General features: G+C 70.1%; 20 protein-coding genes. 7 read left to right on the forward strand and 13 right to left on the reverse strand.

Annotated features, from left to right (window positions below; all coding sequences use genetic code 11):
* Window positions 1–154: 154 nt before the first annotated feature.
* From fdhA to ACP4J3_RS17285, 4 genes are all read right to left on the reverse strand, one after another.
* Window positions 155–1,381 carry a formaldehyde dehydrogenase, glutathione-independent gene (gene fdhA / locus ACP4J3_RS17270; protein ID WP_426535226.1) on the reverse strand — a complete coding sequence of 409 codons (1,227 nt, stop codon included), beginning with the start codon at window positions 1,379–1,381 and terminating at the stop codon, window positions 155–157.
* Window positions 1,382–1,544: 163 nt separating this feature from the next.
* A complete protein-coding gene (locus ACP4J3_RS17275; protein WP_426535228.1) occupies window positions 1,545–2,831 on the reverse strand; it encodes an MFS transporter in 1,287 nt (428 codons plus the stop codon).
* Window positions 2,832–2,982: 151 nt separating this feature from the next.
* A complete protein-coding gene (locus ACP4J3_RS17280) occupies window positions 2,983–3,537 on the reverse strand; it encodes a methylated-DNA--[protein]-cysteine S-methyltransferase (RefSeq protein ID WP_426535230.1) in 555 nt (184 codons plus the stop codon).
* Window positions 3,538–3,594: 57 nt separating this feature from the next.
* Window positions 3,595–4,464 (reverse strand): glycerophosphodiester phosphodiesterase, encoded by an 870-nt coding sequence (locus ACP4J3_RS17285; protein ID WP_426535232.1) that lies wholly within the window; start codon window positions 4,462–4,464, stop codon window positions 3,595–3,597.
* A 279-nt stretch (window positions 4,465–4,743) separates the two neighbouring features.
* On the opposite strand from ACP4J3_RS17285, the gene ACP4J3_RS17290 reads away from it, so the two are divergent.
* From ACP4J3_RS17290 to ACP4J3_RS17310, 5 genes are all read left to right on the forward strand, one after another.
* Complete coding sequence (locus ACP4J3_RS17290; RefSeq protein ID WP_426535234.1) at window positions 4,744–5,610, forward strand: MHYT domain-containing protein; 867 nt, start codon at window positions 4,744–4,746, stop codon at window positions 5,608–5,610.
* 40 nt (window positions 5,611–5,650) lie between these two features.
* On the forward strand, window positions 5,651–7,798 hold the full coding sequence (uvrB, locus tag ACP4J3_RS17295) for an excinuclease ABC subunit UvrB (protein ID WP_426535236.1): 2,148 nt from the start codon (window positions 5,651–5,653) through the stop codon (window positions 7,796–7,798).
* A 134-nt stretch (window positions 7,799–7,932) separates the two neighbouring features.
* On the forward strand, window positions 7,933–8,511 hold the full coding sequence (locus ACP4J3_RS17300) for a TerD family protein (protein WP_426535238.1): 579 nt from the start codon (window positions 7,933–7,935) through the stop codon (window positions 8,509–8,511).
* A 62-nt stretch (window positions 8,512–8,573) separates the two neighbouring features.
* Window positions 8,574–10,646: a TerD family protein gene (locus ACP4J3_RS17305; protein WP_426535240.1), complete on the forward strand. Its 2,073-nt coding sequence runs from the start codon at window positions 8,574–8,576 to the stop codon at window positions 10,644–10,646.
* A gap of 222 nt (window positions 10,647–10,868) precedes the next feature.
* Entirely contained in the window at window positions 10,869–11,870 is a 1,002-nt protein-coding gene (locus ACP4J3_RS17310; RefSeq protein WP_426535242.1) for a TerC family protein, read from the forward strand.
* 453 nt (window positions 11,871–12,323) lie between these two features.
* Here the strand turns inward: ACP4J3_RS17310 and ACP4J3_RS17315 are convergent, their stop codons facing one another.
* Both ACP4J3_RS17315 and ACP4J3_RS17320 read right to left on the reverse strand, forming a co-directional pair.
* Window positions 12,324–13,595, reverse strand: coding sequence for an MFS transporter (locus ACP4J3_RS17315; RefSeq protein ID WP_426535244.1), 1,272 nt, complete (start codon window positions 13,593–13,595; stop codon window positions 12,324–12,326).
* A gap of 98 nt (window positions 13,596–13,693) precedes the next feature.
* Window positions 13,694–14,740, reverse strand: coding sequence for a S66 family peptidase (locus ACP4J3_RS17320; protein WP_426535246.1), 1,047 nt, complete (start codon window positions 14,738–14,740; stop codon window positions 13,694–13,696).
* Between the two features lie 103 nt (window positions 14,741–14,843).
* Here ACP4J3_RS17320 and aroQ point away from each other — a divergent pair, with 103 nt between their 5' ends.
* Complete coding sequence (gene aroQ, locus ACP4J3_RS17325; protein WP_426535248.1) at window positions 14,844–15,317, forward strand: type II 3-dehydroquinate dehydratase; 474 nt, start codon at window positions 14,844–14,846, stop codon at window positions 15,315–15,317.
* Between the two features lie 65 nt (window positions 15,318–15,382).
* Here the strand turns inward: aroQ and ACP4J3_RS17330 are convergent, their stop codons facing one another.
* From ACP4J3_RS17330 to ACP4J3_RS17350, 5 genes are all read right to left on the reverse strand, one after another.
* The gene (locus ACP4J3_RS17330; protein WP_426535559.1) at window positions 15,383–16,114 is read right to left on the reverse strand and encodes an amino acid ABC transporter ATP-binding protein; all 732 of its coding nucleotides are present in this window, start codon (window positions 16,112–16,114) and stop codon (window positions 15,383–15,385) included.
* 38 nt (window positions 16,115–16,152) lie between these two features.
* Complete coding sequence (locus tag ACP4J3_RS17335) at window positions 16,153–17,073, reverse strand: amino acid ABC transporter permease (RefSeq protein WP_426535250.1); 921 nt, start codon at window positions 17,071–17,073, stop codon at window positions 16,153–16,155.
* Window positions 17,070–17,954 carry an ABC transporter substrate-binding protein gene (locus tag ACP4J3_RS17340; RefSeq protein ID WP_426535252.1) on the reverse strand — a complete coding sequence of 295 codons (885 nt, stop codon included), beginning with the start codon at window positions 17,952–17,954 and terminating at the stop codon, window positions 17,070–17,072. Before ACP4J3_RS17340 ends, ACP4J3_RS17335 begins: the two co-directional genes overlap by 4 nt.
* Before the next feature lie 326 nt (window positions 17,955–18,280).
* Window positions 18,281–18,937, reverse strand: a complete 657-nt coding sequence (locus ACP4J3_RS17345; RefSeq protein ID WP_426535254.1) for an MBL fold metallo-hydrolase — start codon at window positions 18,935–18,937, stop codon at window positions 18,281–18,283.
* Window positions 18,938–19,093: 156 nt separating this feature from the next.
* Complete coding sequence (locus ACP4J3_RS17350; RefSeq protein WP_426535256.1) at window positions 19,094–19,780, reverse strand: maleylpyruvate isomerase family mycothiol-dependent enzyme; 687 nt, start codon at window positions 19,778–19,780, stop codon at window positions 19,094–19,096.
* A 250-nt stretch (window positions 19,781–20,030) separates the two neighbouring features.
* Between ACP4J3_RS17350 and uvrA the strand changes: the two genes are divergently transcribed.
* Window positions 20,031–23,087, forward strand: coding sequence for an excinuclease ABC subunit UvrA (gene uvrA, locus ACP4J3_RS17355; RefSeq protein WP_426535258.1), 3,057 nt, complete (start codon window positions 20,031–20,033; stop codon window positions 23,085–23,087).
* Between the two features lie 171 nt (window positions 23,088–23,258).
* On the opposite strand, the gene ACP4J3_RS17360 is transcribed toward uvrA, so the two are convergent.
* A complete protein-coding gene (locus ACP4J3_RS17360) occupies window positions 23,259–24,170 on the reverse strand; it encodes a carbohydrate kinase family protein (protein WP_426535260.1) in 912 nt (303 codons plus the stop codon).
* Window positions 24,167–25,315 carry a LacI family DNA-binding transcriptional regulator gene (locus ACP4J3_RS17365; RefSeq protein WP_426535262.1) on the reverse strand — a complete coding sequence of 383 codons (1,149 nt, stop codon included), beginning with the start codon at window positions 25,313–25,315 and terminating at the stop codon, window positions 24,167–24,169. Before ACP4J3_RS17365 ends, ACP4J3_RS17360 begins: the two co-directional genes overlap by 4 nt.
* Between the last annotated feature and the right edge of the window lie 189 nt (window positions 25,316–25,504).

The raw sequence follows: 25,504 nt of genomic DNA on the forward strand, positions 1-25,504 counted from the left end.
CCCCCGCCCCCGCCGGCCCCGGGCCCACCCCACGCCGAGGCTACTACGCCCCCCCCCCCCCGGCAACCGCGCCCCCGCCCCCCCCCCCCCGGGGGGGGGCGGGGGGGGGGGGCCCGGCGGGGGTGCCCCCCCACCGGAGCGGCCCCGGTGACCGTCAGACCGGCTGCAAACCGTCCAGGACCCCGTGCGGATTGAGCACGTACTTGCGGCTGGCGCCCTGGTCGAACTCGGCGTAGCCGCGCGGTGCGTCCTCGATCCCGATCACGGTCGCGTTGACCGCCTTGGCGATGTGCACCCGCTCGTGCAGGATCGCCATCATCAGGCCCCGGTGGTACCGCATGACCGGGCACTGCCCGGTCGTGAAGCGGTGGCTCTTGGCCCAGCCGAGGCCGAGCCGCACCTTCAGCGTCCCGGACTTCGCGTCCTCGTCGATCCCGCCGGGGTCGTCCGTGACGTACAGCCCGGGGATGCCGAGGGCACCGCCCGCGCGCGTGAGGCCCATCAGCGAGTTCAGGACCGTCGCGGGCGCCTCCTGGGCGTCCGGGCCGTGGCCCCGCGCCTCGAAGCCCACCGCGTCGACCGCGGCGTCCACCTCGGGCTCACCAAGGATCTGCGCGATCTGCTCGCCCACGTCGCCACGCGAGACATCGACCGTCTCGCAGCCGAAGCTACGCGCCTGGGCGAGGCGCTCGGCGTTCAGATCGCCGACGATGACCACCGCGGCCCCCAGCAGGTGCGCCGACGCGGCCGCCGCGAGCCCGACCGGACCCGCCCCGGCGACGTACACCGTCGATCCGACGCCCGCACCCGAGCTGACCACACCGTGGAAGCCGGTCGGGAAGATGTCCGACAGCATGGTCAGATCGAGCAGCTTCTCGCGCGCCTGGTCCCGGTCGGGGAACTTCAGCAGGTTGAAGTCCGCGTACGGGATCATGGCGAACTCGGCCTGCCCGCCGACCCAGCCGCCCATGTCGACATAGCCGTACGCCGCTCCCGGCCGGGCCGGGTTGACGTTCAGGCAGATGCCGGTCTTGCGCTCCTTGCAGTTGCGGCACCGCCCGCAGGCGATGTTGAACGGTACGGAGACGATGTCGCCGACGTCGATGGTCTCGACGTCCGGCCCCCGTTCGACGACCTCTCCGGTGATCTCGTGCCCGAGGACCAGCCCTTCCGGCGCGGTCGTGCGCCCGCGCACCATGTGCTGGTCGCTTCCACAGATGTTGCTGGCCAGGACCCTGAGGATCACCCCGTGCCGGCACTTGCGGCCGACGTTCTCGGAGGCGACCCCCGGTCCGTCCTGGAGCTCGAGCGTCGGATAGTCGATGGTCCTGACCTCGACCGCGCCCGGCTTGAGATACGCCACTGCCCTGTTTCCGCTCATGCGTGATCGCCGTCCCTTCGGCTCCGTGTCTTCCGGATGCCAGTCGGATGCCAGCGGCTGTGCGCACGGTGGAGTCTGCTACCGGCGCCCCGGTCCGGCCAGCCCTCGCGTGGCCACCGCAGAACACCGCCTCCGGCTTCCCACGGAGCAGCCGGGCGTAACGTCAGTCGCCCGCCGGGACGTCGTGCACCCGACTGCCTCGCGTGAACAGCGCCAGCGCCGCCAGCGGCAGCAGCAGGCACGCGGCGGCGAGATTCAGCCAGCCGTAGCTCGCCTGGGCGACCACGAGCCCCGCGGCCGCCCCGCCGACACCCGCGGACGCGTTCATGACGAGGTCCGAGAGTCCCTGCGCGGCGGCCCGCGCGGGCTGCGGCACGGAGTCCGTGAGCAGTGCGGAACCGGAGACCAGCCCCGCCGACCAGCCGAGCCCCAGCACGAAGAGCCCCACGGCCGTCTGCCCGTGACTGCCGCCCGCCGTGCCGGCCAGGAACACCGCGCATGCCAGCAGTCCCACCGAGAGCCCGATCCCGGAGAACCGGCCCAGCCGGTCCGACACCCGACCCATCAGCGGTGCGAACGCGTACATGCCCGCGATGTGTCCGCTGATGACCAGCCCGATCAGATCGATGCCCGCGCCGTGGTGCGCGAGGTCGACCGGCGTCATCGACATCACCGAGACCATCGCCGAGTGCGCCGCGGCGACCGTCACCACCGCGAGCCGCGCCCGCGGCGAGGCGGCCACGGCGGCCATTCCGGCGCGCAGCGAACGGGCCGCGGGCGACCGCTCCTCGGCCGGCGCGAGCGCCCGCGCCGTCAGCAGCGGGTCGGGCCGCAGCAGTACGGCCACCACGACGGCGGATATCAGGAAGATCCCGGCCGCCCACAGGAACGGCCCCGCCGTCGCCGGTATCCCGAGTCCCGTGACGCTGCGGCCGGCGGGCGCGGCTATGTTCGGGCCGAGGACCGCGCCGATGGTGGTCGCCCACACGACGAGCGAGATCGCCCGGGCCCGTCGCTCCGGCTCGGCCAGATCCGCGGCCGCGAACCGTGCCTGAAGATTCGCCGACGAGGCCGCTCCGAACGCCGCCATCCCGCACAACAGCAGCGGAAAGCTCCCGATGCGGGCCGCGACCACCGTGACAGCGGCGCCCAGCGCCCCGATGAGATACGCCAGGACGAGCCCGGGACGGCGGCCCCGGGCGGTCATCAGCGCTGCGAGCGGCATCGACAGCACCGCCGTACCGGCGACGGTGGCGGTGGGCGCGAGCCCGGACAGCGACTCGGTGCCGCTCACCTCCTTGGCCAGCACGGCAGCGAGCGCGATGCCGGTGGCGACGCCCAGCCCGCCCAGGATCTGCGTGGTGACCAGCACCGCCGAGATCCGCCGCCGCAGGGCCGGCAGCCGTTCGGGCGTGATGGAAACGGTGACCTGCCGCTCGACGGCGGTCATGACGTGCACCCGGCCATACGGCCCCGCCCGCTGTCCGGCGGGGGACAACACACCGGACCGGCCGCATGCATGTGGGTGAAAGGTGTCGTCACAGGCGCAGTCTCCCCCCTCTTCCCTCTCCTGCCCATCCCTGCGAAAGCCCGGGAAGCCCTCAGAACAGCGGCTCCGGCAGCACCCCTTCCAGCGCGAGCAGCTTCCGCTTGGTCTCCAGCCCGCCGCCGAACCCACCGATGCCGCCGTCGCTCTCCACGACCCGGTGACAGGGCACGACGACCGGCAGCGGATTGGCACCCATCGCCATGCCCACCGCCTGGGCCGCCCCCGGCTGCCCGACCCGACCGGCCAGATCGCCGTACCCGACGACCGAGCCGTACGGCACACCGGACGCCAGCTCGCGCAGCACCTGCCGGTTGAAGCCGGAGATCAGCGACCAGTCCAGCGGCAGCTCGAAGTCGTGCCGCGCACCCGCGAAGTACTGCTCCATCTGACGTATCGCCTCGGCCAGCAGGGGAGAGTCGGGCGCCTCGACCGGCTCGGCACCCAGCCGCGAGGCGAGGCGCTCCAGCGCCTTCTCACGCACCTGCCGGGTGGCGTGGAACACGACGCTGACCAGGCCGTCGCGGGTCGCGGCCAGCATCAGCGGACCGATGTCGGTGCCGACGACCGTCCACACGACCTGCTGTTCGTACTGCCCATGGCTGTTCATGCGCCCACCGTACGACCCGCCACTGACAACGCCCTGTGGCTCGGACGCCGTCGGTCCTCACTGCGGCGGCAGGGCGTCCCGCACCACGTCGGGGGTGTTCGTGATGATGCCGTCGACGCCGTACCCCACGACCAGCCGGGCGGTGTTCGCGTCGTTCACGGTCCAGACGAACACCTCCAGCGGCCTGCCGTGCGGCCCCTCGACCGCGTGGACGGAGGCGACGTAGCTCGTGGAGACGGAGCCGTACGAGGGGTTGATCTGGTCGGCGAAGGCCGCGTACCGGGGCAGGTCCGACACGGGCGGCGTCCCCAGGAAACCGGTCTTCACAGCCGGCTTCAGCTCGTGAACGGTGCGCACACTGTCCGCACTGAAGCTCTGCACGATCAGCCGGCTCGCCAGGTGCGGCTGGTCGAGCCACCCCTCGTTGCCCAGGAGCTTGAGGGTCTGCTGCTCGATACCCGGGTACAGCTCGGGATTCTTGATCTCCAGCAGCAGCTTCTGGTGGTGGAGCTCCACGCGGTCCACGTACTGCTTCAACGTCGGCACGCGCGCGTCGGCGTACGCGGAGTCGAACCAGCTGCCCGCGTCCAGCCGGGCGATCTCGGCGGCCGTGAAGTCCTTCACCTTCCACGGCGCGCGATCGGGGAAGACCTCCTCGGCGTCGGTCGTGCGCTTGAGGTTGTCGTCGTGCAGGACGACCAGCTCGCCGTCCTTGGTGCGCTGGACGTCGTTCTCGACCCAGTGGATGCCCAGCTCGGCGGCCTTGTCGACGGCGGCCAGCGTGTTCTCGGGGGCGTAGGCGGAGGCCCCGCGGTGGGCGATCACCGTGGGCTGCTCGGCGCCGGCCAGGGCGGCGGGCGCGGGGATGAGCAGAGCGGCGGCTCCCAGGAGTGCGGTCGCCGTGGCGGCTACAGCGCGCGCATGCATGCGTACTCCTCGCGTCGGACGATCACCAACAGCTCAACTGTGACAGCAGAGGGTCAACGGTGGAGGAGTACAGAATGGCCACAGAATGAATGGAGTTGCCTGGGCCCGCTCACCCGCGCGGCACAACTGGGGCAAGCCCGTGTTTCTTTGCCGGAAAATCGTTCGACCATTCCGGTGGGGGTTACCCTCTGCCTCAACCCCGACCGCTCCGGGCGGTCCTGGGAGGGGGCGCATTTCACGGAGTTCCGGGACGTAAGAGGGCGGGAAGGGCAGCCGCGTATGCAGGGCACGATCGACGGATTCAGCTACGGAATCGTCACACCGCTGGTGGCTTACCTGGCGGCCTGCCTCGGCGGAGCGCTCGGCCTGCGCTGCACCACCAGATCGATGCTCGACTCGCAGTCCTGGCGCCCCGGCTGGCTCGCCCTGGGCTCGGCGGCCATCGGCTCCGGCATATGGACGATGCACTTCGTCGCCATGATGGGGTTCACCGTCAAAGAGACGCCGATCCACTACGACAAGGCGATGACATTCGCGAGCCTGGCCGTCGCCATCGTCATGGTGGGTGTCGGGATCTTCATAGTCGGCTACCGAGGCGCCCGCGGAGCGGCCCTGTTCACCGGCGGCACCATCACCGGTCTCGGCATCGCCTCAATGCACTACCTGGGCATGGCCGGCATGCAGCTCAACGGCAAGCTGGATTACAACACGTTCACCGTGGCCGTCTCCGTCGTCATAGCCATGGGCGCCGCCACCGCCGCCCTGTGGGCCGCCGGACAGGTCCGAGGGCTCCTGTGGAGCCTGGGCGCCAGCCTCGTCATGGGCCTCGCCGTCAGCGGCATGCACTACACCGGCATGGCCGCCCTCAGCGTCCACCTCCACGGCACGGGCTCCCCCGCCACGGGTGACTCGCCCGCCGCCCTGCTCGCGCCGATGCTGGTCGGCCCGCTCGTCTTCCTGCTTCTCGCGGGCGCCGTCGTCCTGTTCGACCCGAAGATGATCATGGGACGGCCCGCCGGGGCCCCCGTCGAGCAGAAGCCGGGCGTCCCCGCCCACGCCACCGTCCCGCACCCGGCCCGCCGACCGCCGCTGCGCCCCCGTCGCACGGCCGGAACCCGCAGCTCCCGCACCCCGCAGAACCACTGACCGGACCGCGTTGTCAGTGGGGGGTCGTACGGTGGATTCCATGCGGCCCGTTTCCAGCATCGAACGCACGGTGGCGCCTTTCGAGGTCGTCAGCCCCTACCAGCCCAGCGGCGACCAGCCACAGGCCATCGCCGAGCTCGCCCGGCGCATCGGCGGTGGTGAGAAGGACGTCGTCCTGCTCGGCGCGACCGGCACAGGCAAGTCCGCCACCACCGCCTGGATGATCGAGAAGCTCCAGCGCCCCACCTTGGTGATGGCCCCGAACAAGACGCTGGCCGCCCAGTTGGCGAACGAATTCCGCGAGCTCCTGCCGAACAACGCCGTCGAGTACTTCGTCTCGTACTACGACTACTACCAGCCCGAGGCCTACGTCCCGCAGTCGGACACCTACATCGAGAAGGACTCCTCGATCAACGAGGAGGTCGAGCGACTGCGCCACTCCGCGACCAATTCGCTGCTCACCCGCCGCGACGTCGTCGTGGTCGCCTCGGTCTCCTGCATCTACGGCCTCGGCACGCCGCAGGAGTACGTGGACCGCATGGTCCCCCTCAAGGTCGGCGACGAGATCGACCGGGACCAGCTCCTGCGCCGTTTCGTGGACATCCAGTACACGCGCAACGACCTGGCCTTCACCCGCGGCACCTTCCGGGTGCGCGGCGACACCATCGAGATCTTCCCGGTCTACGAGGAGCTCGCCGTCCGCATCGAGATGTTCGGCGACGAGATCGAGGCGCTGTCCACGCTGCACCCGCTCACCGGCGAGATCATCAGCGACGACCAGCAGCTCTACGTCTTCCCGGCCTCCCACTACGTCGCCGGCCCCGAGCGCATGGAGCGGGCCGTGAACGACATCGAGAAGGAGCTGGGCGAGCGCCTCGCCGAACTGGAGAAGCAGGGCAAGCTCCTGGAGGCGCAGCGCCTGCGGATGCGGACGACCTACGACCTGGAGATGCTCCGTCAGATCGGTAGCTGCTCCGGCGTCGAGAACTACTCGATGCACTTCGACGGCCGCTCGCCCGGCTCCCCGCCGAACACCCTGCTGGACTACTTCCCGGACGACTTCCTGCTCGTCATCGACGAGTCCCATGTCACCGTGCCGCAGATCGGAGCCATGTACGAGGGCGACGCTTCCCGCAAGCGCACCCTCGTCGACCACGGCTTCCGCCTGCCCTCCGCCCTCGACAACCGCCCTCTGAAGTGGGAGGAGTTCCAGGAGCGCATCGGGCAGACCGTCTACCTGTCGGCGACCCCGGGCACCTACGAGCTCTCCCGCTCGGACGGCCAGGTCGAGCAGATCATCCGCCCCACCGGCCTTGTCGACCCGGAGGTCGTCGTCAAGCCCACCGAGGGCCAGATCGACGACCTGGTGCACGAGATCCGGGGACGCGTCGAGAAGGACGAGCGGGTCCTGGTCACCACCCTCACCAAGAAGATGGCCGAGGACCTCACCGACTACTTCCTGGAGCTCGGCATCCAGGTCCGCTACCTGCACAGTGACGTCGACACCCTGCGCCGGGTCGAACTGCTGCGGGAGCTGCGCGCCGGTGAGTTCGACGTCCTCGTCGGCATCAACCTGCTGCGCGAGGGCCTCGACCTGCCCGAGGTGTCTCTGGTGGCGATCCTCGACGCCGACAAGGAGGGCTTCCTGCGCTCCGGCACCTCCCTCATCCAGACCATCGGCCGCGCGGCGCGCAATGTCTCCGGTCAGGTCCATATGTACGCCGACAAGATCACCCCGGCGATGGAGAAGGCCATCGACGAGACCAACCGCCGCCGGGAGAAGCAGATCGCGTACAACACGGCGAACGGCATCGACCCCCAGCCGCTGCGCAAGAAGATCAACGACATCGTCGCGCAGATCGCCCGCGAGGACGTCGACACCGAACAGTTGCTCGGCACCGGCTACCGCGCGAAGAAGGACGGCCGCGGCACCAAGGCCCCCGTGCCCTCCCTCGGCGACAAGGCGGCCAAGGGCGCCAAGGCGGGCAAGGCCGCCAAGGGCAAGGCGAAGGAGACGGTGCCCACCGACCGGCCGGCGGCCGATCTCGCCGAGCAGATCGAGGAGCTGACGGAGCGTATGCGCGCCGCCGCCGCGGATCTCCAGTTCGAGATCGCGGCCCGGCTGCGTGACGAAGTGGCCGAGATGAAGAAGGAACTGCGGCAGATGAAGGAAGCCGGCCTGGCCTGACGGGCACGCGCTGTGTTGCAAGACCGACACAAAGTTTGGACCGGGGTACGTCACTGTCAGTGCCCCTGCGTAGGGTTTTGGTCATCCGCGGGCTCCGCGGCCAACAGGGGACAGCTCGAGAGGGGAATCAGCACGTGACCGTCAACATGACCAAGGGTCAGGCCATCAGTCTGCAGAAGAACGACGGCGGCAGCCTGACCGCGGTGCGCATGGGTCTCGGCTGGCAGGCGGCTCCCCGGCGCGGCCTGTTCGGTTCGCGCACGCGGGAGGTCGACCTCGACGCCTCGGCCGTCCTGTTCGCGGACAAGCAGCCCGTCGACGTCGTCTTCTTCCGCCACCTGGTGAGCGACGACGGCTCGGTGCGCCACACCGGTGACAACCTCGTCGGCGGTGTCGGCCAGGGCGGCGACGACGAGGCCATCCTCGTCGACCTCGCGCGCATCCCGGTCCACATCGACCAGATCGTCTTCACCGTGAACTCCTTCACGGGCCAGACCTTCCAGGAGGTGCAGAACGCGTTCTGCCGCCTGGTCGACGAGACCAACGGCCAGGAGCTCGCCCGCTACACGCTCGCCGGCGGTGGCGCCTACACCGCCCAGATCATGGCGAAGGTGCACCGCTCGGGCCCGGGCTGGACGATGACGGCCCTGGGCACCCCGGCCAACGGACGCACCTTCCAGGACCTGATGCCTGCGATCCTGCCGCATCTGTAGGACACGTAAGCCGGCCCGGCGGGCGCACACGACACAACACGGCGACACAGGGGGACGAAGGCATGACGGCCGAGCTGGTGCGGGGGCAGAACCACCCGCTCTCCCAGGCCCGTCTGGAGATCCGGGTCTCGGCCGGCACACCGATCGTGGCCGCAGCCACGCTCGGCGACGAGCAGGGCAAGATCCACGGCGTCGAATGGGTGGTCCATCCCGGCTCCCCCACCCTGCCCGGCCTCGAGGTCTCCAAGCAGGCGGCCGCCGACCACCGCCTCGCGGTGGACCTGGACGCCATGCCGGAGGCCGTCCACCGCGTCAGTGTGCTGCTCGCCCTGCCGGCCGGGGGCGGCCCGACCCGCTTCGGCGCCGTCCCCACCCCGTTCGTCGCCGTCACCGGCCTCGACGGCACCGAGATCGCCAGCTACACCATCGCCGGCCTGGAGGCCGAGTCGGCCGTGGTCGCCCTGGAGCTCTACCGCCGCCAGGGCGCCTGGAAGGTGCGCGCCATCGGCCAGGGCTACGCCGGTGGCCTCGCCGAGCTGTTCACCGACCAGGGCCTGGCCCAGGCCCACCAACTCGCCGGTGGCATCAACGAAGCGGTGGCCCAGGGCATGGCCCGCTCGATCCCGGCGCCCCCGCAGCGAACGGACGGTGACCGTTCCCGGCAGGCCCCGGCTCCGGCGCGCGGCCCGGACCAGGGCGGCCCCGCATCGCAGGGCGCCGCCGACCCCGTACCACCACAGACATCGCCCTACGGCACCCGGACACCCGACGCGCCCGGCCAGCCGGCACAGCCGCCGAACTCCGCGTACGGCAGCCAGGCGGGCATGCCGGGCCAGGCCGGGCCGCAGCAGCCGTACCAGGGCGGAGCCGACGCCACCGACCCCGCCGCCCAGTCGTCCGCTTCGACATCCGGCGGCCCGATCAACTACAGCCACCCGCGCCGGCAGAACGCGGCTCCGCCACCGCCCCCGCTCACCGCGCCCCCGGCCCAGCCCGGACAGCCCGCGCAGCCCGTCGCAGGCGACGCCACCGGCTGGTCCATGGACGAGCGGCTCTACAACCAGGTGTGGGGCATGTTCGAGGACCTGGCCCGCACGACCGCCGCGTACCGCAGTGCGGTCGACTTCGCCGACTCGCGCATGGAGAAGGAGCTGGACCAGGTCCTGTCCGATCCGCGCAGCAGGATCGGCGGACAGGGCGACGCCGCGCGCGAGGCGGCCCAGGCCAAGCACGCGCAACTCGTCAACCAGGCCAGGGAGACCCTCGACCGGGACATCTCCCAGCTCACGGCCGAGTCCGAGGTCGTCGAGCCCGCGCTGCCGCCGGCGTACGCGCGCTGGGACAACCCGGTCTGGCATGGCTACCGCGTGCCGATGGAGATCCCCATGGCCCTGCGCCTGGGCGATCTCCACCTCCCGGAGAGCGACCGGCTGCGCATCCCGATGCTGGTCCGGCTGCCGCTGGAGCGCGGCCTGTGGATCGACAGCGGGCGCGGCGCCTCACTCGACGGCTCGTTCACCGACTCCCACGACCTGCGACGCCTCGCGATGGAGTCGGCCGTGGCACACGCGGCCCGGCTGCTCGCCGTCCATCCGGTCGGCGAGTTCACCGTGCACGTCATCGATCCGGCCGGCTCGGGCGCGCAGGCTCTCGTCCCGCTGGTGCAGACCGGCGTACTGGCGACCCCGCCCGCCGTGGGCGCGGCCGGCGTCGCGGACGTCCTCACGCGGCTCACGCAGCGCGTCGACCTGGTGCAGATGGCGCTGCGCGGTGGTGCGCCCGACTCCCTGCCGCCCGGCTTCGACACCTCCCAGCAGTTGCTGATCGTCAACGACTTCCCGCACGGCTTCGACGACCGGGCGGTGAACCAGCTGCGCTACCTGGCGGACGAGGGTCCCTCCGTCGGCGTCCATCTGATGATGGTCGCGGACCGTGAGGAGGCCTCCGGTTATGGCCCCCTGCTCGACCCGCTGTGGCGTGCGCTGCTGCGCCTGACGCCGGTGCCGGACGACCACCTCGCCGACCCGTGGGTGGGGCATGCCTGGACCTACGAGCCCTCGCTCGTGCCGCCCGGCAGCCAGGTCCTCCAGCAGGTGCTGTCACAGGTCGCGACGGCCCGCGCCAATTACCGGTAAAGAGTCTCTGACCTGCACACTTGGCGCTTCCTTTGCCAAGGTCTTTACCTTTCCTTGGCGATTCGGGTACTCTTCTTTGCACGGAGGGGAGTACTCCCTGTCTGCTGCGGCGTACCCGTCAATACGGATCCGGCCAGATCCCGGGGCGTCGGCCCATCGTGGGTGGAAGAGACCTCCGGCGCGCGACGACTGACATCTGCCGTTACGAATGCCGGAGGCGCAGTGGAAGTTTCCACGACCCTGTGGGTCTTGACCATCGTGGGCCTGGCCGCCCTGATCGCGGTCGATTTCTTCATAGGCCGCAAGCCACACGACGTTTCGATCAAGGAAGCCGGAATCTGGACCGTCGTCTGGATCGCCCTGGCCGGCCTCTTCGGGATCGGCCTGCTGATCTTCGGCGGCGGACAGCCGGCCGGTGAGTTCTTCGCCGGCTTCATCACCGAGAAGTCGCTGAGCGTCGACAACCTGTTCGTCTTCGTCCTGATCATGGCGAAGTTCGCGGTGCCGTCCCAGTACCAGCAGCGCGTGCTGCTGATCGGTGTCCTCATAGCCCTGGTGCTGCGGGCGATCTTCATCGCCGCGGGCGCCGCCATCATCGCCAACTTCTCCTGGGTGTTCTACCTCTTCGGCGCCTTCCTGATCTGGACCGCCTGGAAGCTCATCCAGGAGGCCCGGGCCGACGAGGATGACGAGGAGTACGAGGAGAACAAGCTGCTCAAGGCCGCCGAGCGCAAGTTCGGTGTCGCCGACCGCTATCACGGCACCAAGCTGTGGATCCAGCAGAACGGCAAGCGGGTCATGACCCCGATGCTGGTCGTGATGCTGGCGATCGGCACCACCGACGTGCTCTTCGCCCTCGACTCCATCCCGGCGATCTTCGGCCTGACGCAGGACCCGTACATCGTGTTCACGGCCAACGCCTTCGCACTGATGGGGCTGAGGCAGTTGTACTTCCTCATCGGCGGTCTGCTGGAGAAGCTGGTCCATCTCAGCTACGGCCTGTCGGTCATCCTCGGCTTCATCGGCGTGAAGCTGGTGCTGCACGCGCTGCACGAGTCCGGGGTCCACGTCCCCGAGATCAGCATCCCGGTCTCGCTCGGCGTGATCTGCTCGGTCCTGATCGTCACCACGATCACCAGCCTCAGGGCCTCCAGGAAGCAGGCGGCGGCCGAGGCGGCGCGGAAGCGGAGCGAAAGCGCTCCGAAGGACAGCATCGACGTCTGACCACGTCGGACGTAGAAAGAACCAGCACCCGGGGTGGTGCCCGGCGAATTGCCGGGCACCGCTCCCGGTGCTTCTTTGGGTGCTGGGTGTCCCCGGCCGGGGACACCACGGCCGGGGGTGGAGGCACCTGTGGACGCACCCATGAAGTTCGTGCAGATCATCGACTTCGAGACAGAGCGCATCGACGAGATGAGGGAGCTGGCCCACGAGACCCAAGAGCGTCTGGCGGGCCGCAGCGGCGGTCCCACGCGCCGTCTCGTCCTCAAGGACAGGGGACAGGCCAACCGCGCATGCGCAACAGCGACGACCCCGAGACGACCAAGTTCGCGGAGCAGATGGCCGCACTGTGCACCAGGCCGCCGTCCTTCACGGACTGCGACGTACAGGAGACGACCGAGTTCGCATAGGTTCCAGGCACCCGTTGTGCCATGGACGCGTTCCGGGCGGAGCCCGTCACCCGGTGGCTGGCTCCGCCGCCACGGCAGCCACCGGACGGGTCTCGGGCAGCAGCGCGAAGCATCCGAGGCTGAGCAGCGCGACCCCCGTCAGATACGCCCCCACGCCCCAGGGCACCCGGCCGCCCTGCTCGGCCAGCGCCGTCGCCGCGATCGGGGTGAGCGCGCCTCCCAGGACACCGCCGAGGTTGTAGCCCACCGCGGCGCCCGTGCAGCGCACCCGGGGCTCGTACAACTCCGGCAGATACGCGGCGATCACGGCGAACATCGTGATGAACGCGATCATCGCCCCGAGGAAGCCGAGGAACATCAGCAGCGGCTCCGCCGTGGCGAGGAGCGCGATCATCGGGAACATCCACAGGGCGGAGGCGGTGCAGCCGATCAGGCACAGGGGCCGCCGCCCGTACCGGTCACCGAGGATCGCCAGCACTGGCGTGAGCGAGCCCTTGACGACCACCGCGCACATGATGCAGGTCAGCATGACGCCGCGGTTCACCCCGAGCCGTTCCGTGGCGTAGGCGAGAGACCAGGTCGTCACCGTGTAGAAGATCGCGTATCCGATCGACAGCGCCCCGGCGGTCAGCAGCACCAGCCGCCAGTGGCCGCGTACGACCTCGGCGAGCGGCACGCGCGCGTGGTCGTCGAGTTCGAGGAACCGGGGACTCTCGGCGAGCGACGACCGCAGCCACAGCCCCACCATTGCGAGCACACCCGCCGCCCAGAACGGCACCCGCCATCCCCACGCGGCGAACTGCGCGTCGGACAGCGTCGCCGACAGCCCCAGCACCACCCCGTTGGCGAGCAGGAAGCCCAGCGCGGGCCCGACCTGCGGAAAGCTCGACCACAGTCCGCGCCGCCCGGCGGGCGCGTGCTCCACGGTCAGCAGCACGGCCCCGCCCCACTCGCCGCCGAGCCCCAGCCCCTGAAGAAAGCGCAGCACGAGCAGCAGCAGGGGAGCGGCCACACCGATCGTCCCGTACGTCGGTACGCAGCCGACCGCGACCGTGGAGGCGCCGGTCAGCAGCAGCGAGGCGACGAGGACCGGCCGGCGTCCATGCCGGTCCCCGATGTGCCCGAACAGCACCGACCCCAAAGGCCGCGCCACGAAACCCACCCCGAACGTCGCGAAGGCGGCCAGGGTCCCCGCCATCGGCGAGAACGTCGGGAAGAACAGCGGCCCCAGAACCAGCGCGGCCGCCGTCCCGTAGACGAAGAAGTCGTAGAACTCGATGGCCGTCCCGGCGAGCGAGGCGACCGCGAGCCGCAGCATGGACGGCGGCGCCTTTACTGTGCGTACATCGTGCATGCTGCGTCAACTACCCACGGTGATCACGGGTTACGGGGGCGCACGGGCGCGCCGGGGTCCGGTCAGTACGTGACGGTAATGCGCCGGGCAGGTCCGTCGACGCGGACGGTGCCGCCGTAGGGGATCACGAGTTGGGGATCGGTGTGGCCGAAGTCCACGTCGAAGACGATCGGGGTGTCGGGGGCGTAGGCGCGCATGGCCCGCAGCACGGCCTCGCGCTGCTCGGCGGCGTAACGCGCGGCCTCTTCGGGGCTGTTGGGGCGTACGAGGGACCACGTCCTCGCTCGGCCCATCAGCAGCGCGGAGAAGCGCTGCAGCAGCCCACGCTCGCCCATGTTCCGCAGGGTCCTGAAGACCTCGTCGGCGCTCGGCATATCCTCCGACGTCTCCAGCAACAGCACCCCGCCGTCGTACTCCGAGAGGTCGCGCGCGATCTCCCGGTCGGCCATGAGCAGCCAGCCGACGATCTCCAGACAGCCGCCCCAACTACGGCCCTCCACCACCCGGTCGGCGTTCAGCCACGTCCACCCGTCGGCCGGACGCATCTCCGGCTCCGCGTCGAAGGTCGCCGGGTCGGCCCAGTCGCCGTTGATGTCGTTCCAGCGCTCGGCGGGCCTCAGCTCGTACTCGCCCGAGGTGAACAGCGCAGCCCGCAGCGAATCGGCCGTCTGCCGGTTCATGGCTCCGGGGCGGCCCAGCTCGCACATCACGCTCACGCCGTGATAGCCGACGATGCCCGTGTTGCGCAGGAACATCAGCAGGTTCGTGTTGTCGCTCATCCCGAAGAACGGCTTCGGGTTCGCCCGGATCAACTCCCGGTCCAGCAGTGGCAGCACGGTGATCTGGTCGTCCCCGCCGATGGACGCGATGACCGCCTTGATGTCGGGATCGGCGAAGGCGGCGTGGATGTCGTCGGCGCGCTCCCGCGGCGTCGAGCCCATTTTGCGAGTCGCCGGATACTCGACCGGTTCCAGTTCGAAGTCCTTCCGCAGCCGCTCCAGCCCCAGCTCGTAGGGGTGTGGGAAGAGCCCGGGCAGGCCCGCCCCGGGCGAGATGACGGCGACACGGTCGCCCTGGGAGGGCTTCGGAGGGTACGAGATCGTGGTCATGACCGGAGGGTACGGAGGATCGCATGGCTCATGCACCGTGATAAACCGGGGTCTGAGCAGCGGTCATCGACGGACCGCCCACCCCGAACGGACCGGAGGAACCGTGCCTCGCACCCTGGCCAACGCCCCGATCATGATCCTCAACGGCCCCAACCTGAATCTGCTCGGCCAGCGCCAGCCGGAGATCTACGGCTCCGAGACCCTGGCCGACGTCGAGACCCTGTGCGCCAAGGCGGCGGCCGCGCACGGCGGCACGGTCGACTTCCGGCAGTCCAATCACGAGGGCGAGTTGGTCGACTGGATCCACGAGGCGCGGCTGAACCACTGCGGAATCGTGATCAACCCCGGTGCCTACTCGCATACCTCCGTGGCGATCCTGGATGCGCTCAACACCTGTGACGGCCTTCCGGTGTTGGAGGTCCACATCTCCAACATCCACAAGCGTGAGTCGTTCCGGCACCACTCGTACGTCTCGCTGCGCGCCGACGGTGTCATCGCGGGGTGCGGGGTGCAGGGGTACGCGTTCGGGGTGGAGCGGGTCGCGGCGCTGGCAGGGGCAGGGCAGGCGGACGCTTGACGTGGCTGGGGCGAGCAGGTGAGAGGGCGGCGATGTAAGGACCGCCCTCCCTTGCGGAGCGGTCCTTACAGCCGCCCCGACTCCACGATCCGCCGCAGGAAGCGCCGCGTACGCTCCTGCTGCGGATCGCCGAAGATCTGCTCGGCCGTGCCGCGCTCCAGCACCACGCCTGAGTCCAGAAAGCAAACCTGGTCGGCGACCTCGCGGGCGAACCCCATCTCGTGCGTGGCCAGCACCATCGTCATCCCGTCCGTCTTCAAGTCACGGACGACGGCGAGGACTTCGCCCACCAGTTCCGGGTCGAGGGCGGCGGTGATCTCGTCCAACAGCAGCAGCCGGGGACGTACGGCCAGGGCGCGGACGATCGCGACCCGCTGCTGCTGACCGCCGCTCAGCCGGTCGGGGTACTCGCCGGCCTTCTCGGCCAGCCCGAGCCGCTCCAGCAGCTCACGCGCGCGTGCCTCGGCCTCGTCGCGGGACAGCCCGTGCACCCGGCGCGGGGCGAGGGTGATGTTCTCCAGGACCGTCATGTGCGGGAAGAGGTTGTACGCCTGGAACACCACGCCGATACGGCGGCGTACGGCGTCCTGGTCGACGCGCGGATCGGTGATCTCCTCGCCGTCCAGCCAGATGGCGCCGTCGTCGATCTCCTCCAGCAGGTTCGCGCACCGCAGCAGCGTGGACTTGCCGGAGCCGGAGGCACCGATCAGCGCGGTCACCGTGTGCGGAGCGACCTCCAGGTCGACGTCCCGCAGCACCACCGAGCCGCCGCCGAAGGTCTTGCGGACGGACTCCATGCGCAGCACGGGTGCGTCGCTCACAGAGCTTGCGTCGCTCACAGGGCTCCTCCTTGGGCGCGCCGACGGTCCATCCGGGCCGTCACCCAGTCCGTGAAGCGGGTCATCGGGATGGTCAGCGCCACGAAGACCAGGCCCGCGACGATGTACGGCGTGTAGTTGAGGCTGCGCCCCACGATGATGTCCGCGGCCCGTACGGCGTCCACCGCGCCGCCGATCGAGACAAGGCCGGTGTCCTTCTGCAACGACACCAGGTCGTTCAGCAGGGGCGGCACCTGACGGCGTACCGCCTGGGGCAGGACGACGTGCCGCAGCGCCTGCCGGTTGGTGAGGCCGAGCGAGCGGGCCGCCGCGCGCTGCGAGGGGTGGACGGACTCGATGCCGGCCCGGAACACCTCGGCCACGTACGCCGAGTACGTCAGCGTGAGGGCCGTACCGCCCAGCAGCACCGGATCGACGGTCACGCCCTGGAGCCGCAGCGCGGGGACGCCGAGGACGACGATCATGAGGTTAATGATGAGCGGAAGGCCGCGGAAGAAGTCCGTGTACGCGGCCGCCAGCACCCGCAGCGGGAAGAACACGGGGCCGCGCAGGGTGCGGGCGACGGCGATGAGCATTCCGAGGACCAGCACGCAGACACCGCAGACCAGCAGCAGCCGGATGTTGAGCCAGAGCCCTTCGAGGACCTTGGGGAACGCCTCGCGCGCGTACTCGCCGTCGAAGAACGTCTCCTTGGTGCGCGGCCAGCCCGGCGCGTTGACCACGACCAGGTAGAGGACGACGCCGGTGACCAGCGTGGAGAGAGCGGCTACGGCAGTGGCGCGGCGGGCGCGGGCACGCTTGTGGCGCTCGCGGTCCAGACGCCGCTGCGAGGGGACGTAACCGTCGTCGCCCGCGCCGGACATGCCGCCGTTGTCGTCCGCGCCCTCCTGCCCGGACTCCTCCTTCGTGACCGTCACTTGAGCACCGGGGCGTCGACGGCGTCGGACAGCCACTGCTGCTCGAGCCTGTCCAGGGTGCCGTCCTCGCGCAGGGCGTCCACGGCGTCCGTCACGCACGAGGTGAGCGCGCTGCCCTTGTCGAGCACGAGCCCGAACTGCTCCGGAGTACCGCCCTGGTTCTCGAACTGGCCGACGATCGTCGCGTCCGTCACCTCGGCCGCGGTGATGTAGAAGGCGGTCGGCAGGTCGACCACGATGGCGTCGACCTGGCCGTTCTTCAGCGCGGACTTGGCCTGGTCGTTCTTGGCGTACGCGGCGGGCTCCTGGGCCGGCTTCACCAGGTCGTCGATGTAGTCGAGGCTGGTCGTGCCGACCTGTGCGCCCAGCTTGAGGCCCTTCAGGTCCGCGACGGTCTTCGCCTTGGCGGCCTTGGTGTCCTTCAGCGCGATGACGGTTTGGCGGACGTCGTAGTAGCCGGAGGAGAAGTCCACGGCCTTCTTGCGCTCGTCACTGATCGACACCTGGTTGACGTCGAAGTCGAAGGTCTTCTCACCGGGCGCGAAAGCCTTGTTGAACGGGACGCTCTGCCAGACGACGGCGCTCTTGTCATAGCCGAGCTGCCGCGCCACGGCGTAGGCGACGGCCGACTCGAAGCCCTCGCCGGTGGCCGGGTTGTCGTCCTTGAACCAGGGTTCGTACGCCGGCTCGTCGGTGGCGATCGTCAGCTTGCCGGAGGTCTTCGTGGCCAACTTGCCCTTGACGCAGGTGTTCCCGGCTGCCCCGGACGGCTCGTCGGCGGCCTTCTCCTCCGGCTGCGGGGCGCAGCCGAGGGCGGTGGCGAGCAGGGCTGTGGTGGTGACGGCGACGGCGCGGCGCAGCGCGCGCTGGGCAGGGTGCATGGCGCGAGATTGACAGTACATCGTCGTGTTTGTCGAGGTCACGACGGCGAAAGTCCGCATAGTGGGAACGGGTGTTGCATTCCTGTGAACCCGGCCCGCAGGTGATCGCCGGGGCCGCCGGTCGAGGGCGGGGATTGAGGGACCGGCGGCCCATTCCGCCCAGGAGCCGTCATCCTGTGCGGGGCTGCTTCCAGTTGACTGCGCAACAACGCGCGCCGGGAGCGCGCGCATGGCACCAGCGCGTGTGAATGATTCACACGGGGCGCGTGCGCGGGGCGCGCGCTGTCATCAACAGCCCCGCGCGCGCTGTGATCACCAGCCCCGGCCTACCAGCCCCGCGCGCGCCACTCCGGCAGTTGCGGCCGCTCGGCGCCCAGCGTCGTGTCGTTGCCGTGCCCCGGGTAGACCCAGGTCTCGTCCGGCAGTACGTCGAAGATCTTCGTCTCGACGTCGTGGATCAGGCTGGCGAACGCCTTCGGATCCTTACGGGTGTTGCCCACACCGCCCGGGAACAGGCAGTCCCCGGTGAAGACATGGGGATGCCCGTGCGGGTCGTCGTAGACGAGGGCGATCGAACCCGGAGTGTGCCCGACCAGGTGGCGCGCGGTGAGTTCCACGCGCCCCACCCGGATCGTGTCGCCGTCGTCGACCATGACGTCGGTCGGCACCGGAATGCCGTCGGCGTCGTCACGGCCGGCATACGTGCGCGCGCCGGTGGCCTCGACGACCGCGGCGAGCGCCTGCCAGTGGTCGCCGTGCTGGTGCGTGGTGACGACGGACGCGATGCCGTCGTCACCGATCATGCCGAGCAGCGTGTCCGCGTCGTTGGCGGCGTCGATCAGGAGCTGCTCGTCCGTGGCCCGGCAGCGCAGCAGATAGGCGTTGTTGTCCATCGGGCCGACCGCGATCTTGCTGATCATCAGGTCCTTGAGCTCGTGCACGTCGGCGGGGCCACCGACGGTCACCTGTCCGCTGTACGTCATGGCGGCAGCCTATAGCGGAGGAGCGGTGCCCGGGCCGTTCAGGCCCCGCGGTGGCCGGGCGGTCCTGTGACCGTTCAGGTGCTGCGACGGATGGGTGGTCCCGCGACAGTCCAGGCGCTGCGACGGAAGGGCGGCCCTCTTGGGGCCGCCCCAGGGCTACAGCGGGGGCAGTGCCGGCAGTGTGCCGCCCTCCACGGTCAGCCCGGACCCGTCGCGGCGTCCGGCGAGCCAGCCGAGCAGATCGGGTGCGCTGCCGCGGACGGTGATCTCGGGGGCGCCCGCCTCCCGGCCCGTGCTCCACGCGCGCGTGCCGTCCGTGAGACGGGTGGGCGGCACATCGGCGTGCCCCGTGAACCGCTCGGCGAGGAACTCGATCTCCCGCTCCACGAACTCGGCCGGCAGATCCTCCAGCTCGTACCCGATTCCGAGATCCACGTGGTGCAGCTCCACCTCGACCCACCGCCGGAACGGCACCCGGGCCGCGGCGTCGGTGACCCCGTTGCGCAGTTCCACCGTGCGCGCCCAGTCCGCGGGCGTGGCCCCGGTCTCCTGGAAGCGGGCGGCGCTCTCCCGCACGTCGGTGAGCTGGACGTCGAGGGGGCGCGGGGCGTCCCGCTCGATGTCGGCGTCCCGGGCGGTGCCGGAGACGTACATGGGGCGCCCTTCGAGGACGTTCACGAGAGCGTCCGCGTTGCGCGCGATGTGTGCGAGAACATGGCCGCGGCTCCAGCCGGGGAGCCGTGACGGCTCGGCCGTGGAGGCGTTGTCCAGCTTGGCCGCTGCGGTGAGCAGCCGGTCGGTCGCTTCACGTACAGACACCAGGTCACGAGCGTGATCAATCATGGTGCTGACACTAGCCCCGCCACACCTTTGGGTGAAGGTGGTGAACAGGTGCCGTAAATCGAATGCGCGTGCTATAGGGTCGGTCGTGATGTCGGGCATGCTGGATGCCCCGGGTTTGTTGTCGCATCCGGGAATCCGTCCGGCGTTGTCAGTGGCTCCCCCTAGTCTGAACAACACGGGGGCCTCGAAGCCGAGAACACACGGGGGCCTCGCCCCCTTGTCACTTCTCTCAAGAAAGGTGCGGACCGGCGTGGCCGACCGTCTCATCGTCCGTGGCGCGCGCGAGCACAACCTCAAGAATGTCTCGCTCGACCTGCCACGCGACTCGCTCATCGTCTTCACGGGCCTGTCGGGGTCGGGCAAGTCCTCGCTGGCCTTCGACACCATCTTCGCCGAGGGGCAGCGGCGCTACGTGGAGTCGCTGTCGTCGTACGCCCGGCAGTTCCTCGGCCAGATGGACAAGCCGGACGTCGACTTCATCGAGGGACTGTCCCCGGCGGTCTCCATCGACCAGAAGTCGACCTCGCGCAATCCGCGCTCGACGGTCGGCACCATCACCGAGGTCTACGACTACCTGCGTCTGCTCTTCGCGCGCATCGGCAAGCCGCACTGTCCCGAGTGCGGCCGCCCCATCTCGCGCCAGTCGCCGCAGGCCATCGTCGACAAGGTCCTGGAGCTGCCGGAGGGGAGCCGCTTCCAGGTGCTGTCGCCGCTGGTGCGCGAGCGCAAGGGCGAGTTCGTCGATCTCTTCGCGGACCTGCAGACCAAGGGCTACTCCCGCGCGCGCGTGGACGGCGAGACCATCCAGCTCTCCAACCCGCCCACGCTGAAGAAGCAGGAGAAGCACACCATCGAGGTGGTCGTCGACCGCCTCACGGTGAAGGACTCCGCCAAGCGCCGCCTCACCGACTCCGTGGAGACCGCCCTCGGCCTCTCCGGCGGCATGGTCGTGCTCGACTTCGTCGACCTCCCCGAGGACGACCCCGAGCGCGAGCGCATGTACTCGGAGCACCTGTACTGCGCGTACGACGACCTCTCGTTCGAGGAGCTGGAGCCCCGCTCCTTCTCCTTCAACTCGCCGTTCGGCGCCTGCCCCGAGTGCACCGGTATCGGCACGCGCATGGAGGTCGACCCCGAGCTGATCGTCCCGGACGAGGACAAGACCCTCGACGAGGGCGCCATCCACCCCTGGTCGCACGGCCACACCAAGGACTACTTCGGCCGTCTGATCGGCGCCCTCGCGGACGCGCTGGGATTCCGCACGGACATCCCCTTCGCGGGACTGCCGCAGCGCGCCAAGAAGGCCCTGCTCCACGGCCACAAGACGCAGATCGAGGTCCGCTACCGCAACCGGTACGGCCGCGAGCGCGTGTACACGACGCCCTTCGAGGGCGCCGTCCCCTTCGTCAAGCGCCGGCACAGCGAAGCCGAGAGCGACGCCAGCCGCGAGCGCTTCGAGGGCTATATGCGCGAGGTGCCCTGCCCCACCTGTGAGGGCACCCGCCTGAAGCCGATCGTCCTCGCGGTCACGATCATGGAGAAGTCGATCGCCGAGGTCTCCGCGATGTCCATCAGCGACTGCGCGGACTTCCTGGGCGAGCTGAAGCTGAACGCCCGCGACAAGAAGATCGCCGAGCGCGTGCTGAAGGAGGTCAACGAGCGGCTGCGGTTCCTGGTCGACGTCGGCCTGGACTACCTCTCGCTCAACCGCGCGGCCGGCACCCTCTCCGGTGGCGAGGCCCAGCGCATCCGGCTGGCCACCCAGATCGGCTCCGGACTCGTCGGCGTGCTCTATGTCCTCGACGAGCCGTCCATCGGCCTGCACCAGCGCGACAACCACCGGCTGATCGAGACCCTCGTCCGGCTGCGCGACATGGGCAACACCCTCATCGTCGTCGAGCACGACGAGGACACCATCAAGACCGCCGACTGGGTCGTCGACATCGGCCCCGGCGCCGGTGAGCACGGCGGCAAGGTCGTGCACAGCGGCTCCCTGAAGGAACTGCTCACCAACGCCGAGTCGCAGACCGGTCAGTACCTGGCCGGCAAGAAGGCGATCCCGCTGCCCGACATCCGTCGTCCGCACGACCCGTCCCGACAGCTCACGGTGCACGGCGCCCGGGAGAACAACCTCCAGGACATCGACGTCTCGTTCCCGCTCGGCGTGTTCACCGCGGTCACGGGCGTGTCCGGATCCGGCAAGTCGACGCTGGTCAACGACATCCTGTACACGCACCTGGCCCGCGAGCTAAACGGCGCCCGCAACGTCCCCGGGCGGCACACCCGCGTGGACGGCGACGACCTCGTCGACAAGGTCGTGCACGTCGACCAGTCGCCCATCGGCCGCACCCCGCGCTCGAACCCGGCGACGTACACCGGCGTCTTCGACCACATCCGCAAGCTGTTCGCCGAGACCACCGAGGCGAAGGTCCGCGGCTACATGCCCGGCCGCTTCTCCTTCAACGTCAAGGGCGGCCGCTGCGAGAACTGCGCGGGCGACGGCACGATCAAGATCGAGATGAACTTCCTCCCGGACGTGTACGTCCCGTGCGAGGTCTGCCACGGGGCCCGGTACAACCGGGAGACCCTGGAGGTCCACTACAAGGGCAAGTCCATCTCCGAGGTCCTGAACATGCCGATCGAGGAGGCCACGGACTTCTTCGAGGCCGTCCCGGCGATCAACCGCCACCTCAAGACACTCAACGACGTCGGCCTCGGCTACGTCCGGCTCGGCCAGTCCGCGACCACCCTGTCCGGCGGTGAGGCCCAGCGGGTGAAGCTCGCCAGCGAGCTGCAGAAGCGCTCCACCGGCCGCACGGTCTACGTCCTGGACGAGCCGACCACCGGTCTGCACTTCGAGGACATCAGCAAGCTGCTGAAGGTCCTCTCCGGCCTGGTCGACAAGGGCAACACGGTCATCGTCATCGAGCACAACCTCGACGTGATCAAGACCGCCGACTGGGTCGTGGACATGGGTCCCGAGGGCGGCGCCGGCGGTGGCCTCGTCATCGCCGAGGGCACGCCCGAGGCGGTCGCGGCGGTCCCCGCCAGCCACACCGGCAAGTTCCTGCGCGAGATCCTCGGCGCCGACCGGATCAGCGACGCGGCCTCGGTGAAGGCACCGCGCAGGGCGGCGGCCAAGAAGACGGTCGCGGCGGGGTCGACGGCGAAGAAGACGGCGACGGCCAGGACCACCAGGACGGTCAACAACAAGGCCACCGACAAGGCGGCCGGAGCCACGAAGAAGGCGGCTGCCGCGAAGAAGGCGACGCCCGCGAAGAAGACGACGAGGGCCCCCAAGGCCTGAGGCCGGCGGGCGACGAGTCCGAACAAATTCCGAAAAAGTACGGCGCCCCGCGGGAACTCCCCACGGGGCGCCGTCCGTTGCATGATCAGCCGCCCGATCCAGGCGGCCATGACGGACCTTGACTCCTCAACAGTGGAAGAGACAAGGGGAACGCCTCCTGGAAGTCCCCTCCTAGAAGTCCCCCAGTTCGGAGGCGTACGGCGGTTCCGCCCCCGCCCGGGAGCAGGTGATCGCGGCAGCCCGCGCCGCGAACCGCAACAGCCTTGTCCAGCCGTCGGCGCCGAGTCCCACGAGCGCCTCGGCGGACAGGGCGTCCTGGGCGGCGAGGCCGTGCAACAGGGCCGCGTTCACGGTGTCGCCCGCACCGATCGTGTCCACGACGTCGACCTCTTCACCCGGCACGGAGTGCACCGCGCCGTCCCGGGTGAAGGCGGTCAGCCCGTCACCGCCCTGAGTGATCACCACGGCCGCAGGTCCCGCGGCCAGCCACTCACGCGGCGTGCCGCCCAGCCACAGCGCGTCCTCCTCGGACAGCTTGAGCAGCGACACCGACGGCAGCCAGCTCTTGAACCGGGCCCGGTAGCCGTCCGGGTCGGGGATCAGCCCGGCCCTGATGTTCGGATCGAGCGCGGTGAACACCCCTCGCGCGGCCGCGCTCCGCATCAGCTCCTCATACGCGCTCGCCCCCGGTTCCAGGACGAGCGAACAGGTACCGAAGGAGACCGCGCGCGCCCGCGCGGGCAGCTCCCCAGGCGCCGTGAAGAGCCGGTCGGCGGTGCCCTCGACATAGAAGGAGTAGGCGGCCGAGCCCTTCGCGTCGATGGTGGCCACCGCGAGCGTGGTCGGCTCCATACCGCGCTGCACAGCCGATACGTCCACCCCCGCCTCCCGCAGCCCGTCGAGCAGGGCCTCGCCGAACGCGTCGTAGGAGGTCCGGGAGCAGAAGGCGGTGGGGGAGCCGAGGCGGCCGAGGGCCACGGCGGTGTTGTAGGGGCCGCCGCCGAGCGCCGGCTTCAGGCCCGCGAGGGCGCCCGTGCCCTGCGGTACCAGGTCGATCAGGGCCTCACCGGCGACGACGATCACGAGACGGTTCCTTTCACGGACGTCAGGGGGTGTTCGGGGCTGTGGGATGTCGAGGGCCCGGCCGTGCCCTCGGGCTGCTCGGACCTCGGGGGCGCCGAGCGCGCGGCGGACCTCCCCGGCCGCGTCGGCTGTTCGGCGCAGCCGCACGAGGTGCGATGCACGAAGGCGCAGGGCAGACGCACGGTGCGGGCGGGCCGGTCCGGCGAGGCGAGACGGTCCAGGAGCACCCGGACGGCCTGTGCGCCGATGTCCCTGCTGGGCTGGGCTATCGCGGTGAGCCGGGGCGAGAACAGATCGGCCCAGGCGAAGTCGTCGAAGCAGCACAGCGCGATGTCGTCGGGCACGGACAGGCCGTGGTCACCCAGGCTGCGCAGGGCGCCCATGGTCATCGCGTTGTTGGCGGTGACCAGCGCGGTGGGCGGCGAGGCGAGTGACAGCAGCGCGGCGGTGGCCTGCTCGGCGCCGGCCGACTCGGAGTCGCCGTGCACGACGAGGCCGTCGTCGTGGGTGAGCCCGGCGGCCGCCAGGCCGTCCCGGTATCCGGTGAGCCGCTCGCTGGTGGTGCTGAGCCCGGACAGACCGGCAACCAGGCCGATCCGCCGGTGACCGAGGCCGGCGAGATGGGTGACCAGCCGGGCCATGGGCTCGGCGCTGTCGGCGCAGACCTGGTCGAACCGCGTCGCGCCGACCGCCGGGGTGTCCACCACGCGGTCGAGGAGGACGGTCGGCACCTTGTGGCGCCCGAGGTAGGCCAGCAGCTCGCGCGGATCGGCGGAGGGCGCGACGATCATGCCGTCCACACGGCGCTCGTGCAGAAGCTGAACGACCTTGCGCTCATGCCCCGGATCGTCGTGCGGGTCGGCGATGAGCAGGCTGTAGCCGTGCTCCAGGGCGGCGGCCTCGACGCCCTGGAGGATCTCCGTGAAGTACGGGTTGCTGATCGCCGACACCGCCAGCCCGATGGAGCGGGTGCGGGAGGTCACCAGGGAGCGGGCCAGGGTGTTGGGCGTGTAGCCGAGTTCCTCCATGGCGTCCAGCACCGCCTGACGGGTGTGGGGCAGCACGGGCCGGGTCCCGTTCAGTACATGCGAGACGGTCGCCACGGACACACCGGCGCTCCGTGCGACGTCGGCCATGGTCGCCATCGCGATCTCCTCCCTGTGCAGCGCCCCGTCTCGGTCCGTCGCGGCTCTTCTGGCCGGGAAGGTATCCCATCCGGAGCCAGACGTAAACGCTTGCGCAAGCGTTTACGTCGCGCACCGATCCGAGGACGGGAGTGTCAGGGCGTATCGGGATCAAGCAACGGGATCAGCCGGCGGCGACCGGCGGGGCAG

This window comes from Streptomyces sp. UG1, from assembly GCF_049974585.1.
Lineage (GTDB): Bacteria > Actinomycetota > Actinomycetes > Streptomycetales > Streptomycetaceae > Streptomyces.

Excerpts from the sequence above, each read along its gene's own strand:
- fdhA (WP_426535226.1), bottom strand. The coding sequence starts at position 1,381 with ATGAGCGGAAACAGGGCAGTGGCGTATCTCAAGCCGGGCGCGGTCGAG.
- ACP4J3_RS17275 (WP_426535228.1), bottom strand. The coding sequence starts at position 2,831 with ATGACCGCCGTCGAGCGGCAGGTCACCGTTTCCATCACGCCCGAACGG.
- ACP4J3_RS17280 (WP_426535230.1), bottom strand. The coding sequence starts at position 3,537 with ATGAACAGCCATGGGCAGTACGAACAGCAGGTCGTGTGGACGGTCGTC.
- ACP4J3_RS17285 (WP_426535232.1), bottom strand. The coding sequence starts at position 4,464 with ATGCATGCGCGCGCTGTAGCCGCCACGGCGACCGCACTCCTGGGAGCC.
- ACP4J3_RS17290 (WP_426535234.1), top strand. The coding sequence starts at position 4,744 with ATGCAGGGCACGATCGACGGATTCAGCTACGGAATCGTCACACCGCTG.
- uvrB (WP_426535236.1), top strand. The coding sequence starts at position 5,651 with ATGCGGCCCGTTTCCAGCATCGAACGCACGGTGGCGCCTTTCGAGGTC.
- ACP4J3_RS17305 (WP_426535240.1), top strand. The coding sequence starts at position 8,574 with ATGACGGCCGAGCTGGTGCGGGGGCAGAACCACCCGCTCTCCCAGGCC.
- ACP4J3_RS17315 (WP_426535244.1), bottom strand. The coding sequence starts at position 13,595 with ATGCTGCGGCTCGCGGTCGCCTCGCTCGCCGGGACGGCCATCGAGTTC.
- ACP4J3_RS17320 (WP_426535246.1), bottom strand. The coding sequence starts at position 14,740 with ATGACCACGATCTCGTACCCTCCGAAGCCCTCCCAGGGCGACCGTGTC.
- ACP4J3_RS17330 (WP_426535559.1), bottom strand. The coding sequence starts at position 16,114 with ATGGAGTCCGTCCGCAAGACCTTCGGCGGCGGCTCGGTGGTGCTGCGG.
- ACP4J3_RS17340 (WP_426535252.1), bottom strand. The coding sequence starts at position 17,954 with ATGCACCCTGCCCAGCGCGCGCTGCGCCGCGCCGTCGCCGTCACCACC.
- ACP4J3_RS17345 (WP_426535254.1), bottom strand. The coding sequence starts at position 18,937 with ATGACGTACAGCGGACAGGTGACCGTCGGTGGCCCCGCCGACGTGCAC.
- ACP4J3_RS17350 (WP_426535256.1), bottom strand. The coding sequence starts at position 19,780 with ATGATTGATCACGCTCGTGACCTGGTGTCTGTACGTGAAGCGACCGAC.
- ACP4J3_RS17365 (WP_426535262.1), bottom strand. The coding sequence starts at position 25,315 with ATGGCGACCATGGCCGACGTCGCACGGAGCGCCGGTGTGTCCGTGGCG.